The following is a 13499-nucleotide window of genomic DNA, read 5'->3' on the forward strand; positions in this document are numbered from 1 at the left end:
AGACACCCGCCTCCGTGTCCCGTGATACCGACGAGCGACTCAGACCGTTGTCGTGTCGCGTGTCCGTGCTTCGTCGCCAGCTAGGAAAAGTCGATCAGGCCACGCCCCCAGGTGTCCGCGTTGGGCTTCTGCTTGTAGGCGAAGGTCGACAGCGCTTTTGCCGGGTCGAGGGTCTTGTTGCGGGACAGCAGGAGCGCGACCGCACCGGCCACGAAGGGCGCTGCCATGCTCGTGCCCTGCATCGCCACATGGTTCTGGTCGATCATCCAGCGGCGGCTGTTCCTAGAGTCGCGGGACTGCGCGGAGACGATCACGGCGCCGGGCGCGGCGAGATCAGGCTTGGCTTTGCCGTCACGTCGCGGCCCCACGCTACTGAAAGGCGCGATGTCGTCCGGCTTCAGCCAGCTCGCCTCGCGGCTCGTGCCATCGATGTCTGCCCAGCGAGTCCTGGTCGTGTAAGCAGCCACCGTGATCGCGCTGGTCGCGGTACCCGGAGATCCGATCGTCATGGAATTCCTGGCATGCGGACCGGAAAATCTGCCATCGCCGAGAGCCCAGACGTCCACCCGCGCCGTTTGCTGGGCCGCCTTCTTCCCTCGGACCAGTAGGGTCCAGGTGCGCGAGCCCGCGGCGTTGATAGGGGGCATCAGGCGCACGGTGAACTGGTGGTCCTGGTTCCTGCTGTCGAGCCCAGGGGTGCCGATCTGCACCGTCCAGTGACCCAGCCGGTATACCTTGTTCGGGTTGCCCTGCGGGCCGTTCGGCAGAACGCCCTGGAACGGTGTGGTCAGGCCTTCCGGCGCGGCTACCGCCACCTCGACGTCGTCGCCGCCCGCGTACCAGCCGTTGAACCACAGATCCTGGACGACACCGTCGGGGTCGGGACTGTGCAGACAGGGCACCCTCAGCGTCTCCCCTGGTTTCGGGTTGAGTTGGGCATGGATGTTGTCTTCTCCCTCGTTCCCCGCCGCACAGCAGACGATCCTGCCGGGACCGGACTCATCGTCGATCGCCTTGGCCAGGGCGTCCGTTCCGTCATGGGGGTCACTGTGGCCGCCGAGGCTCAGGTTGACCACGGCTGCTTTGCCGAGCTCCCGGGCGAGGCGGAACACGTACTGGATGCCGTCGATGATGCCCACGTCCGTCATGTTCGTCTTGACCACGACGACGTCCGCTTCCGGCGCCACACCCTGGAACTTTCTGTCCGAGCCGGCGGCGATTCCGGCGACGTGTGTGCCGTGCCCGTGGTCGTCCTTGGACTTGACCAGGTCGGCCGCGTTGGCGTACTCGATGCCGTACCCACCTTCGGGCACACCTGTTCCGCCACGCGCCTCCTGGTCCCATATCCGCAGGATGCGGCCGGCGAATGCCGAGTGCCGCGCGTCGATCCCACTATCGACGACACCGATGATGACGCCCTTGCCGGTGAGCTGGTTTTCCGTCCGGAAGGCGGGGAGCCCCACCTTGCCCTGGGCTACGTCCATCAGAGGATGGACCCTCTGTGCCGGGGCGACGCGCTCGACTCCCGGATACTGGGTCAGGGCCGGCAGGTCGTCGAGCGGGACGATGGCCGTGCGTACCCTCTCTCCACCGGCGTTGATCTCGATTCCGGTAGTGCCCTCCAGGTCTCTGAAGTCAGCGCCCGGAGAACACTCCAGTGTGACCACGACCCGAGCGGGCTTGGCGAAGTCCCGTGGGGCCACAAAACCCGGCATCTGGTCTTCCTGCACGTGGTCAGCGAGTGCTTGGCGCCCCTCGACGTACTCGTCGTAGGCCATCGCGAGAGACGGAGCGAGTTTGCTGTAGTCCATGAGCGTTCTCCCTGCATCAAGGCGATCGGGGCCACTGCATCACTCGTGACGCCGTTACGCGGCCAGTGGGCAGACGAGTTGTCGCGGAACGTGGCAGAGTCTGCGCCGAAATCGAGCGCCCTGCCAGCGACCGATGTCGCAGGGGAGAGTTGGTCCAGCGCACAGGGCCCTCGCCGCCGGCTATTCCCTGGCATGCAAAGAACACAACCAGGTTCCCTCCAGCCCAAGACCGCGGCAACTCGATCAGTTGTGTGTTGATCTCCCTGAGGGCGCTACGGCGCCAGGAGCCCGGTGTCCGGCTTGGCGGAGGGCATCCATTGTTTCCCGTCGCGGACCGTACGGGAGAACACCCGACACACCGGTGTCGGCGGACCGCTGCGGCACGCCGTGCCCACGGTCGAGCTGATCTCCGGCCGGTCCCGCAAGCACCCCGCCGACCGCGGTCCCGGAGTACGCCGATGCCGCGCACGATGGTGCAGGTCAGGAACGCGGTGCCTTGTGGGGCGTGCGACGGCGGCCGCCTGTCGCGGGACTGGTACATGGAGATGAGCGGGGTCCTCGTCGTGGGCTCCGAGTGCTGGCGGCACGTGATCGTCCTGAAGCTGCCGCCGTTCCTGCGGGCAGGGGCCGAGTCATGAGCGCCCTGGCTGTCGAGGCCCTGGCCGCCCCACCCGAGTGGGACGGCCGCCTGGTGGTGCGCGCCGCGGGTCGCCCCCTCCTGCACATCGGCGCCCAGGGCGTCACGCGCCCGCGGTGCCGGTGTTCACCGTGGCGCTGGAGTGCGCACTGGACGCCGAACAGGCGCCAGGCGTCCGGCCGTGGGATGGCCCGGTCACCGAGGCACGCATCTGAGGCCCCGGCGCCCGGCCTGCCTGCGCTCCCTTCGCGGAGAGAGCCGGAGCCCGAGGGGCCCGCCTTGTTCCCGCCGGCGTCGCCAAGGTCCTTCCCGAGCCGGAGCCTGAGCCGGACCGCCGAGGCGGCCACCTTCGGGCCGTCCCGGACCTCCCGACATACGTCGAGGCGCCCCTGCCCGCCGAGCACGCCGGGCGCCCGATCACCTGGTCCCGCTGGACGAAGTCCCCGCTCCTCTCCCACTACGACCCGTCATGCGAGTGGTGCGGGGACCAGGGCCCCGGCGAGGAGGGCTGGCGGCCGCCAGGGCAACCCGATGTCGCGGACCGATCCCCTGCGCCGCTACGTCGCCTACCGCTGCACGGCCTGCCAGTTGATGACCGCGTAGGAGCGGGTCGGCAGCGAACTGAAGACCATCGCACACCACAAGTCTCGCGCTCCAAAGGACTGCAACCGATGACCGCGGTTGCCGAAGCTCCCAGCCTCGCCGAACTCGAGGAGCGCCTGGCCCTGACCGCGGGCGGGGAGAACCCCCGGCCCGACAAGACGCAGGGCTGCGACTCCTGCCGTAAGAAGGGCTCCACCCTGTCCGTTCTTAATCGCCTCTACCGGGGCAGCCGACGCCCTCGCCGCGGCGATATGCGGCACCGGGGATCGCCGCGTCAGCACGTGCGATCCGTGTAGGGAGAAGGCCGTCGGGATGATCCGCATCTACAACTGGGAGAGCGTGTGACCATCGCAATCGCCCCGCCGGCCGTCGCCTTCGACCTCGAGGGCGGTCTTATCAACGTCTCGATGATTCACCACCTGGCGAAAGACTTCTCCGTGTTCCATGCCGCGATGCTCGAATGCCCGGCCAACCGCAACGTCGTGGCCGAGGTCCGGCGCGCGCATGAGAGCGGGAAGACCGTCCTCGTCATGACTGGCGAGCAGCGCCGCCTGGAACAACACGTCATCGCGTGGCTCGCCCGGAACCGCGTACCGGCGACCCTGGTCCTGATGCGCGGCCGCGGAGACTACCGGCCCAGCGCCGTGGTGAAGCGGGAGCGGCTTCGCGCCGCCCACCGTCAGTTCGGCGGCTTCACCTTGTGGAGCACCGACCCGAGCGTGAACCGCCTGTCGGAGCAGGAGGGCATCGACGTCATACCGCAGCCCGGTTACTGGGGAGATGTCTCGTGAACGGCTCGTTCAACGTCGGAGAGTCCCGCAGCCTCGTCGGTGTGCCGGTGACCGGCCTCACCATGCCCACCGCGGCGAAGCCGATCACCTCATACACGATCCGAATCCCCGGCGCCAACAACCGGCCCTTGGTGACGATCCACCCCGACGGGCGCCTCGAGTTCGGAGAGAACTACGAACCGGATGTGGCTGCCCGAGCGTTCCGGGACGCCGTGAAGCGCTTTGCCCCATCCCCCCAAGTACGGCTGTTCGGGGCGCCGCTCGCGGCCCGGATCAACGAGGCGTTGGCCCGCAGGCAGGAGGCGGAGTCCCTTCTGCACTCCGCGCTGGTGCAGTACGAGGCCGTGACCTGCGGACAGGTCGACGGGACCACTATCGGGGAGCTGGCCGCGAAGACCCGCGCCTTCCTGAACACGGGGCGGTCGTGACACGCCCCGGGAACCAGGAGTTCGCCGCCGACGAGCTGACCGAGCTCATGGGGGCGAACTGCCTCCTACGCCGCCGCTCGAGGGCTGGCGCACGGTGACCCTGCACTGCCAGGTCGACGCGATCGGCCCGTCCGACCGGCACCCGGAATTGGTCAGGCTGGAAGTGTCGTTCCCTCCGGGGGGCGGCGTCTGCCCCGCCGGGGTCCTGGCCCGCGTCGTTGACGGTGCGGAGCAACTCCTGCAGGCGTCGGCGGTCGTCGGCCAGATGCCGCAGCCGGTAGGAGTTCTTCGCGAAGAAGATGCCTTGCATCGGCTCAAAGAGGGCCTGCACACGGCGAGCCGTTCCACCAGCGGCAGTCCGGCCAACCACACCCCCCGCGCAGCCACTACCGCTCCGGTCAGCAACTGCTGCAGGTCCAACGTTTAGCCATCAGCCGTTTCACACTCAGCCGGTCCCGCTGCTGGACCTCCTCGGCTGACCTCGGTTCCAGTCACCCGGGCTGGTCACATCCGCTGGAGGTCGTCTGCCGGCGCAAGGGCATCGTGGCCGAGGCCGAATTTCTACGCAGGCGTCTCGCAGTCGATCGAGAGCGGCGAGATTCCACATGCCCTCACGATGTGCTCGACACCTTCGAGCAGAGCCTGCATGCGGTGCGGGACGTATCCGGAACTCGAGGCGTCCTGGAACAGTTGCCCGAGTACGTCGGCAGGGTGGGGCCCTCATGGGAAACCGCGACCGCCTCGAGTGCGGCGAGTCATCTCGCAGACCGTCCGGTCGCGGCTTCCCGAGGGGTCGGCACTCGTCGAGTCCCTGTGCGTTCCGGCGCTTGACGCGTCGGCCGTCGTGGCCGAAGGCGGGTCTCGTGGGGCCCGACCGGCACTACGCCTCCGTCGCCACGCCCGATCGCGACGACAACGTCCGCGGTGATCGACCTGGATAGGGCGACAGCGTCGACGCGACGATCGTCCTGCTGCGCCGCGACGTCACCCGCGGCGGCCCGGGCGCGCGGCATCGACCCGCAGAAGGCGCGTGCGGACGACGTAGCGCGGGCGACCCGGCTGTCGAACGCATGACTCTCCGGTCTGCTGGCGCCGCCCGTCTCCCCGCTCCACCCCACCAGCCGCCGAACGTCCAACGCGAACCGGGCCTGGCACCAGTCGCAGCGGCCCACCGGCCCGGCTCGCGCTGCCGGGTGAGGGGACATGGCCCGCAGGGAGCCGGTCGGGGCCGGGTCGCCGTCCCTACGCTGTTCGGCCGTCCCTCCAACGGCCCCCCGCGACCTGCGTGGACACCCGCACCCATGCCTAAGTTCGGATTCGGTGTGTCTGACCGAAAGGCTCCTCATGGACCAGCAGATCGTGCAGGTGAAGATCCATCCGGCGATCGGCATCGCCCGGGTCGGCAACAGTTCCGCGGACCCGTTCATAGGCCCCGAGTCACCGCACCAGAAGCCGCTCCCGCCCGGTTCCTACAAGGACGCGTCCGGGGCGATCATCAAGCAGGCGGCCCGCTTTCGAGTCTACGGATACAACCGGGCGGGCGAGGTCGTCAGGGAGCTGAAGCTGGGCCAGGACGGCGTGAGTGAGATTCGCTGGTCGGTGCACCTGGCCAACAAGAAGGCCGCCTGGTACCAATTTCACATTCCGCTCGACATCCCCGAAGCGGCCTCCCTGGCGCCGGATCGGCGAGGCAGACGCAACGCCGCCGTGATCGGCGCGGAGCGACGGAAACTCGTCATCGACCCCGGAATCCGCACCGTCCGCGCCTCCCTGCACGAGGTGGGCACTTTCGACACCGGCACCATCATGGGCCGCAAGGTCTCGCTGGGCGGGATCTCCACCGAGCCCACCGGACGCCTGCTCGTCGTCGGGGGCGACGGGAAGTCGGCCTCCTACGCCACCCCGGAGAAGCCGATCAGCGGTGTCACCAACAACGACACCTGGTACGACGACGTCTCCGACGGCCCCGTGACCGCCGAGGTCACGATCGGCGGGCAGACCCGGACGGCGACACCGTCCTGGGTCGTGGTGGCCCCTCCGCACTACGCACCCGGTGTGAAGACCGTCCGCACCCTCTACGACGTGCTCCAGGACGTCTTCATCACCGAGGGAACCCTGCCGCGCGAGGACGTCGTCTCCTATGCCGATCACATCGAACCGATCCTCAGCAGGTTCTGCGGACTCCAGTGGACCAACCACGGCTTCGCCACCCAGTTCGGCTGGAAGGGCCCGCACCACTTCCTCGACCCCGCACTACGGGCCCGCCTCGCCGACCCGGGCGCCGGCAGCCAGGAACTGCGTCGCCAGATATACGTCCAGATGCGGGACTGGGACCGTGACGGAGTCTCACCGCTGCCGTGGCCCTGGTTGTACGGCGACGCGATGGCCGGCGGCCGGGGCACGTCGGTACGGCAGCACATCACGCTCTCCCCCACGCAGGACCGGCTGCTCGCCCAGTGGGCCGTGGGCCGCTTCCAGCCCGGCCCGCTCCACGAGCACCACGAGGACGTCGACCAGGCACCCGTCGGCGAGCAACCGGCCCTGCTCGATCGGGCCGCGCTGGAGAACTGCGCTGCGGACGCCTTCCACCCCGGCTGCGAGCTCACTTGGCCTGTACGGCACAAGACCATGTACGCCGAGCCCTTCCGCATCCTGCACCGCGCCACGGGCCATCCGGAACGCGACTATGGCGACGTCCTCAGCGACCAGGAGGTCAAGTCCAAGGACGGCCCGCTGTACGCGCAGGGCCCGGGAGACCTCACCCGCTGGATGGCCGCCCCGTGGCAGTGCGACGCCGCCAGCTGCCGCTCCGGTTACCAGGTGCTCAACGGTCTGGGCCCGCGCTACAGCCCCTACCTGCCCACCTTCTGGCCTGCCCAGGTCCCCAACCATGTGCTTAAACGCGCAGACTTCGACGTCGTCAACAACCCCGGCGCCGATCTGGCGACCAGAGAGCGCGCCTTCGAACGACGCGCCGTGTGGTTGCGCGGCCTGACGGGCTCCGACTTCAACAAGCAGCGCCGCCAGATGATCGACGACTGGCCGGACTTCGGCATCGTGGAGACCCATCGGTACACGGTCGGGGACAGCAGGTTCCCGGAGTTCATCCAGGTCGAGTCCGTCCCCGGCGAACGGCTGCGCGCGGCTCCCGACCAGGCGAATCTGGTGAACGTGCAGGTCCCGCAGGCGGCCAGCCCCCAATTGGCCGCGGAGGCCGGCACCTGGAGCGGGGAACTCCCGGCCGAAGAGGTGGAGGCCGCTCTGGTGACGCAGGCCATCGGCGAGGTCATGCGTGTCACCGGCCACGACGAGGCGGTCGTCGCCGCCGGCTACCTGGAGAAGCTCGATCCGCTCCGAGAATCCCTGTGATCCGCGAGACCGTGACGTACCGCCCGTCATGCGACCACTACGACGTCGTTGTCGCGGGCGGCGGCCCGGCCGGCTGCGCCGCGGCCCTCACCTTGACCCGGGCAGGCCGTACGGTGCTCCTCGTTGACTCGACGACCGGCCCGCCCAAGACCGGCGAGGCCCTCGTGCCGGTCGCGCGCCTGCTCCTGCACGACCTCCAGGTCGCCGACACCGTCCTCGCTGCCGGACATCTGCCCAGCCACGGCAACCACTCCGCCTGGGGTTCCCCCGTCCTCCACACCGTCGACTTCATCCGCGATCCCTACGGCCACGGCTGGCATCTGGACCGACCGCTGTTCGACCGCACCCTGCGTACCGCGGCCGGCGCCGCGGGAGCGGAGGTGGTCGAACACACCACCGTACGACGACCCGTGCGCTGCCGCGACGGGACCTGGCACCTCACCCTGCGTGCCGCTCACGCCGCACCGCGCCCCGTCACGTGCCGCTGGATCGTGGACGCCACCGGCAGACGCGCCGCGATCGCCGTCACCTCCGGCGCCCGCAGACGCGTCGAGGACCGGCTGACAGCTCATCACCTCACCCTCGACGCCCTGCCCGGTGCCACCGACGGCCACTCCCTGGTCGAGTCCGCTCCGGACGGCTGGTGGTACACGACCTTGCTGCCTTCCCGCCGCCGTCTCCTCTCCTACTTCACCGACCCCGACCTGTTCACCCCCACGGACTTCCGCCGCCGCCTTCTCGCCACCCGGTATGTGGCACCAACCGCCCACCCCCACGGACTCGGCGACCTGGGCCCCCTGCGCCGCGCCCCGGCTCAAAGCAGTCACCTGGACCGGGTCCATGGCGACGGCTGGATCGCGGCGGGGGACGCCGCCGTGGCATTCGACCCCCTGTCCTCCCAGGGCATTCTCACCGCTCTCTACACTGGGCTCGGTGCGGCCCAGGCCATCGACGCCCACCTGCGGGGCACCTCAGACGCCCTCGACGCTTACACAGCCCAGATCACCGCCGCGCTGGCCGCATACCGACAAGGCCACCGGATGGTCCACGCCCAGGAAACCCGCTGGCTAGACCACCCCTTCTGGTCGCGAAGACAAGGAAGGGCAGATACACGAGGGGCACATCAGCAGCGCTTGCGGGCATAGCCTGCAGCAGATGGGATCACCGGCCGTTGGTACGGAGCCCACTGAGGCCGTGCACTCCCCGCCGCGCTGGTGCCGGGGGGGACCAGATCTCCTGGTCGGGCGTGTTGGTCCCAGAACGCGCTCCTTCCATCGTCCCCTCCTCGAACGTTGTGTCGACCTAAGGCCATGTCAGCCGGCCCGGCTGACGCCCACCCGATGCCAACGCCCACACACTCTCGTCCGCCAGCTCCAGGCCCTCGGCCACCAGGTCGCCCTCACGCCGAAAGCGGCACCTGCTCACCGACACCTTCGGACTGCTGCTGTCCGTGCAGGTCACGCCGGCGTCCACGACCGGTCGGGACGCCGCCCGGACCCTGCTGCCGGCGGGGACGGGCTGCTTCCGGCGGCTGTCACGGGTCTGGGCCGACGGCGGCTACAGCGGCCACCTCGTCGACTGGGCCACCGCGCACCCCGGACTCGTCCTGGGCGTCGTCCGCCGCAGTGACGACGTCCAAGGCTTCCAGGTGCTGCCCCGCCGCTGGGTGGTGAAGAGACCTTTCGCCTGGTGCCTGCGCAGCCGTCGTCTGGTCCGTGACTACGAACGGCGCACCGATTGAACCCCGCCCTGCTCCCACAGACGTCTCCACCGGCGCACACTTCGGGATGCATCCCCACTGCCCGGGCAACCTCGGATGAAGGACGTCTCTGCTCGAACAACGCGGCCGCGCGCATGCGACGGGCCTCGGCCAACTGCGGCCCCGTCAACGGCAGAACGGAGACATCAGCAACAGCATCCTGCGGCTCGGAAGACACCCCATCATGCTCACGCTGCTGAAGCCCTTGCACCCACAGAACTAACGAAAAACTCAGTAGTCGGTCGCCTCGCTGGATGCCGCCGCTGGGCGTTGGCGCTGTGCTCGCAGGCCGGACAGCTTTCGCATCACCCGGTTGGCCACGGCGGCGTAGCCGATGCCGAAGAGGAGCGAGGCGAGCAGTGCCAGCCATCCGGAGACGTCGTCGATCAGTGGGTAGATCTGCCAGTGGGTCAGGTAGATGTAGAGCGAGCTGCTCGCCAGGACGCCGGCCGCGGTGTTGACCCGGCCCAGGCTAGGCAGGCTGCGGACCCACACCAGGAGGACGAAGCCGGCCGCGAGGACAGCGTCCCGGAAGGGTTCACCTGGGAAGAAGCCCGGGATGGTGGCCACGGCCGCGGCGGTCACCAGCACGCGCTGGCGGGTCTTGTCCGCCTTCGCCGCGGCCCATCCCAGCGCGAACAGCCAGAAGACCACGGCCGCCGACGGGAGGTGAATGCGGTCGCGCAGTGCGAAGAGGTCGTAGCGGGTGACCAGCCCCAGGGCCGCGATCGTGATGGGGAGGGCGAACGGGAAGCGTCGCTCGGTGCGGTCCACGATCCGCAGGCTCAGCAGGGCCATGGCGGCCACCAGGATGTAGGTGAGCGCCTCGATGAACCAGAAATGCATGGCCGTTTCGCTGTCATGCGGCCCGAGAACGCTGTGCAGCAGGACGAGGTTGGTCAGGCTGTAGTCGTCCGTGAGCAGCAGGGCGATGGCGATCCAGGCGATGCTGGGCAGGACGATGCGGGTGATGCTGCGCAGTCCGTGCCGGACGCGTTCGCGGCGTTGGGCGGGAGGGGCGAGGTGGAAGCGGGCGAGGTTGTAGCCCGCGACCGCCAGTAGCAGGTGGGCGCCGCCCTTGACGTAGAAGACGTGGATGTGCGAGCCGACGATGAGCACGATGGCCAGGGCACGCAGGGCGATGCCGGTCTCCAGGGTGCGCCTGCGTGCGTTCTTCGGCGATTGCGGCGGCGCGGGTTCCGGTCGGCGGAGATCGCGGATCGGTCTGGTGTGCCAGTCCGGTGGCAGGTGGCCGAGCGCCCGTTCCAGGTTGAGCGACATCTCGACGTACGACAGTGAGTCGCCGCCCAGCGACACGAAGCTGCTGTCCTCGGTGACGTCCGTGCGGTCGAGTATCTCGGCGTACAACCTGCACAGATCGGCCGGTTGTTCACCCGGCAGGGGTTCGCGGCCGAGCTTCCGTACGGCCTCGTAGTCAGGCTTGCCCGTGGCCAGCCGGGGCAGTTCGGGCAGAACGTGGACGGCGACGGCCCGGGGCGGAAGCCCGTACTCGCCGGTGACGAGGCGCCGCACCTGGCCCGCGTCGGTGTCGCTCCCACCTGCCACGGCCACCACCAGTTCGTCGTCGGCGCCGGCGCAGAGGGCGGTGAGGCCGTGGCGGTGCAGCAGCGCCTCGACGCGCCCCGGGTCGATGCGCAGGCCGAGGATCTTCGCGAACCGGCTGCTGCGGCCCACGATTTCGTACAGCCCGTCGGGTGTGCGTCGTGCGATGTCGCCGGTGTGCAGTTCGTCAGTGGTGCGGCCGAGGGCGAGATCCGATGCGCTTTCGGCGTATCCGAGCATGACGTTCGGGCCCGAGTAGACGAGCTCGCCGGTGTCCTGACCGAGCCAGTCGGGGTGAGGTTCGAGGCGGAAGGAGCCGCCGGGTATGGGGAGGCCGATCGTCTCGGGGTGGGTGGCGGCGTGGTGCGGTGGCAGGTAGGCCATGCGGGCGGTCGCCTCGGTCTGGCCGTACATGACGTACAGGTCCCAGCCCTCACGGTGCCCCAACTCCGCGTAGTGGCGGACGCGGTCGGGGGCGAGCCGGCCACCCGCCTGGGTGACGTAGCGCAGGTGGGGCAGGCGCAGTTCGGCGAAGCCGATCCGGTCGAGGAGGTCGAAGGTGTAGGGGACGGCGGCGAAGGCGGTGGCGCGCGCGGCGGCGAAGAGGTCCCAGAAGCCGTCGTCAGCGACCGAGAGGTCGGTGAGGATCAGGCCTGCGCCACGCAGCAGATGGCTGTTGATGACCGACAGGCCGTAGCAGTAGTGCATGGGCAGGGTGGTGGCGGCGCGGTCGTCTTCGCGGATGCCCAGGTAGGTGGCGATGGACTCGGCGTTGGCCTGCAGGTTCTCGTACGACAGCCGTACCAGCTTCGGCGATCCGGTCGAGCCGGAGGTGCTCAGCAGCAGGGCGAGGTCCGGATGGAGTTCGTGGGCGGAGACGGCCCGCCGCTCGTTGAGTTGCCACCGCCCCGAGCGGTCGGCGGCCACCACGACATCGGGATCGTAGGCGGCGGTCAGGGACCGCACGGCCTCCTCGTTGTCGCCGGGGACCAGCAGGACCGGATGGCCCGCCGCCAATGCGGCGAGGTAAGTGACGACGGCATCGGCCGTGTTGGCGCCAGCCAGGAGCACCAGTCGCCTCCGGCTGCCCAGGCGTGCGGCGATCCGGGCGACCTTTTCGGCCAGTTCGCGGTAGGACAGTTCGCTGTCGCCGGTCAGCAGAGCGGTTCGGTCGCCGTGTGCGGCGAGACGCCTGGCGAACAGCGGCGACATGGCGCCGGGAACGCCTGAGAGCAGGTCGGAGGGGGTGAGCACAGGCGCAGTATTAGGTGTACCTAACCTCAAAGGAAAGACACAGAAATGTCACAAGCGGCGCACGACAGACGCACAGGGTGTGATGAGAACAGCGAGCAACGCCCGTTATCAAGCTGTTCTTGACGGTGAGGTTAGCTTTACCTTATTCATAGGGCGTTCACAGGTTCCTTCGGCACCGCTCCCCCGCTCGCTCCCCTCGCCGTCCCCACGGCGCGTTGTCCGGCACCGGAAGTGAGCCATGTCAGGAAGGCTTCACCATGCGACGCCCCCCGGCCAGACGCCTCTACGTACCGCTCCTGGCTCTCGGCCTGCTCGCCCCGGCACTCGCGGCCTGCAGCGACGAGCCAGCCGACCTGGTCATCTACTCCGGCCGCAACGAGGACCTGGTCGCACCGCTGCTGGAGAAGCTGGAGAAGGAACTCGACGCCAACATCGTGGTCCGTTACGGCGACAGCGCCGAACTGGCCGCCCAGATCCTGGAGGAGGGCGACAAGACCGAGGCCGGTCTGTTCTTCTCGCAGGACGCGGGTGCGCTCGGTGCCCTGTCGAAGGAAGGCGCACTCACGGCACTACCGCAGCCGACGCTGGACAGGGTCGACGCGGCCTACCGGGGCAGCGCGGGCGACTGGGTCGGTGTGTCCGGGCGCGTCCGCGTCCTCGCGTACCACCCGGGCAAGGTCTCCACACCGCCGGACAGCGTGCACGACCTGACCGAGCCGGAGTGGAAGGGCAGGATCGGGTTCGCGCCGAACAACGCCTCCTTCCAGGCGTTCGTCACCGGCATGCGCGTCCTGGAAGGCGACGACGCCACCCGCGACTGGCTCAAGGGCTTCAAGGCCAACTCCCCCAAGGTGTACGAGAAGAACACCGAGATCCTTGAGGCAGTGGACTCCGGCGAGGTCTCCATCGGCCTGATCAACCACTACTACTGGTACGAGAAGGCCGCGGAGGAGGGCGACGACAAGCTCACCGCCAAGCTCCACTTCCTGCCCAATGGCGACCCGGGCGGTCTGGTCAACGTCGCCGGCGTCGGCCTGCTGAAGGGCGCCGGCAAGAAGGAGGCTGACTACGCGCAGAAGGCAGCGGATTTCCTGCTCGGCGAGGGGGCCCAGAGCTACTTCGCCGAGGAGACCAAGGAGTACCCGCTGTCGGCGGGCGTCGCTCCGGCGGAGGGCCTGCCCGCGCTCGGTTCCCTCCAGGCGCCCAAGATCAACCTGGGTGAGCTCGACTCGCTCAAGGAGACCTTGGCCATGCTCCAGGAAACCGGACTGGTCTGAGGACCAG

General features: G+C 69.0%; 9 protein-coding genes. 7 read left to right on the forward strand and 2 right to left on the reverse strand.

All coding sequences use genetic code 11. The features are described 5' to 3' along the window. Positions 1 to 80: 80 nt before the first annotated feature. A complete protein-coding gene (locus AB0412_RS24380) occupies positions 81 to 1811 on the reverse strand; it encodes a S8 family serine peptidase (protein ID WP_366404695.1) in 1731 nt (576 codons plus the stop codon). Positions 1812 to 2269: 458 nt separating this feature from the next. Here AB0412_RS24380 and AB0412_RS24385 point away from each other — a divergent pair, with 458 nt between their 5' ends. The 6 genes from AB0412_RS24385 to AB0412_RS24410 all read left to right on the forward strand — a co-directional run bounded on the left by AB0412_RS24385 (position 2270) and on the right by AB0412_RS24410 (position 9380). Then, the gene (locus tag AB0412_RS24385) at positions 2270 to 2449 is read left to right on the forward strand and encodes a hypothetical protein (protein ID WP_366404696.1); all 180 of its coding nucleotides are present in this window, start codon (positions 2270 to 2272) and stop codon (positions 2447 to 2449) included. A gap of 943 nt (positions 2450 to 3392) precedes the next feature. Next, on the forward strand, positions 3393 to 3842 hold the full coding sequence (locus AB0412_RS24390) for a hypothetical protein (protein WP_366404697.1): 450 nt from the start codon (positions 3393 to 3395) through the stop codon (positions 3840 to 3842). After that, positions 3839 to 4270, forward strand: a complete 432-nt coding sequence (locus AB0412_RS24395) for a hypothetical protein (protein WP_366404698.1) — start codon at positions 3839 to 3841, stop codon at positions 4268 to 4270. The genes AB0412_RS24390 and AB0412_RS24395 overlap by 4 nt, the downstream gene beginning before the upstream one ends. 1344 nt (positions 4271 to 5614) lie before the next feature. Then, positions 5615 to 7639, forward strand: a complete 2025-nt coding sequence (locus AB0412_RS24400; protein WP_366404699.1) for a LodA/GoxA family CTQ-dependent oxidase — start codon at positions 5615 to 5617, stop codon at positions 7637 to 7639. Next, positions 7636 to 8784 carry an FAD-dependent monooxygenase gene (locus tag AB0412_RS24405; RefSeq protein WP_366404700.1) on the forward strand — a complete coding sequence of 383 codons (1149 nt, stop codon included), beginning with the start codon at positions 7636 to 7638 and terminating at the stop codon, positions 8782 to 8784. Before AB0412_RS24400 ends, AB0412_RS24405 begins: the two co-directional genes overlap by 4 nt. A 305-nt stretch (positions 8785 to 9089) precedes the next feature. Further along, positions 9090 to 9380, forward strand: a complete 291-nt coding sequence (locus tag AB0412_RS24410; protein WP_366404701.1) for a transposase — start codon at positions 9090 to 9092, stop codon at positions 9378 to 9380. A 249-nt stretch (positions 9381 to 9629) separates the two neighbouring features. Here AB0412_RS24410 and AB0412_RS24415 read toward each other — a convergent pair whose 3' ends face one another. Continuing rightward, a complete protein-coding gene (locus AB0412_RS24415) occupies positions 9630 to 12215 on the reverse strand; it encodes an AMP-binding protein (RefSeq protein WP_366404702.1) in 2586 nt (861 codons plus the stop codon). Positions 12216 to 12472: 257 nt separating this feature from the next. On the opposite strand from AB0412_RS24415, the gene AB0412_RS24420 reads away from it, so the two are divergent. Then, positions 12473 to 13492: an iron ABC transporter substrate-binding protein gene (locus AB0412_RS24420; protein ID WP_366404703.1), complete on the forward strand. Its 1020-nt coding sequence runs from the start codon at positions 12473 to 12475 to the stop codon at positions 13490 to 13492. Positions 13493 to 13499: the final 7 nt, after the last annotated feature.

The sequence above is a fragment of the Streptomyces sp. NPDC052012 genome (genome assembly GCF_040689265.1).
Classification (GTDB): domain Bacteria; phylum Actinomycetota; class Actinomycetes; order Streptomycetales; family Streptomycetaceae; genus Streptomyces.

Bases quoted from the DNA above. Each gene is read 5' to 3' on its own strand.
- AB0412_RS24385 (WP_366404696.1), top strand. From the start codon at position 2,270: ATGCCGCGCACGATGGTGCAGGTCAGGAACGCGGTGCCTTGTGGGGCG.
- AB0412_RS24400 (WP_366404699.1), top strand. From the start codon at position 5,615: ATGGACCAGCAGATCGTGCAGGTGAAGATCCATCCGGCGATCGGCATC.
- AB0412_RS24420 (WP_366404703.1), top strand. From the start codon at position 12,473: ATGCGACGCCCCCCGGCCAGACGCCTCTACGTACCGCTCCTGGCTCTC.
- AB0412_RS24380 (WP_366404695.1), bottom strand. From the start codon at position 1,811: ATGGACTACAGCAAACTCGCTCCGTCTCTCGCGATGGCCTACGACGAG.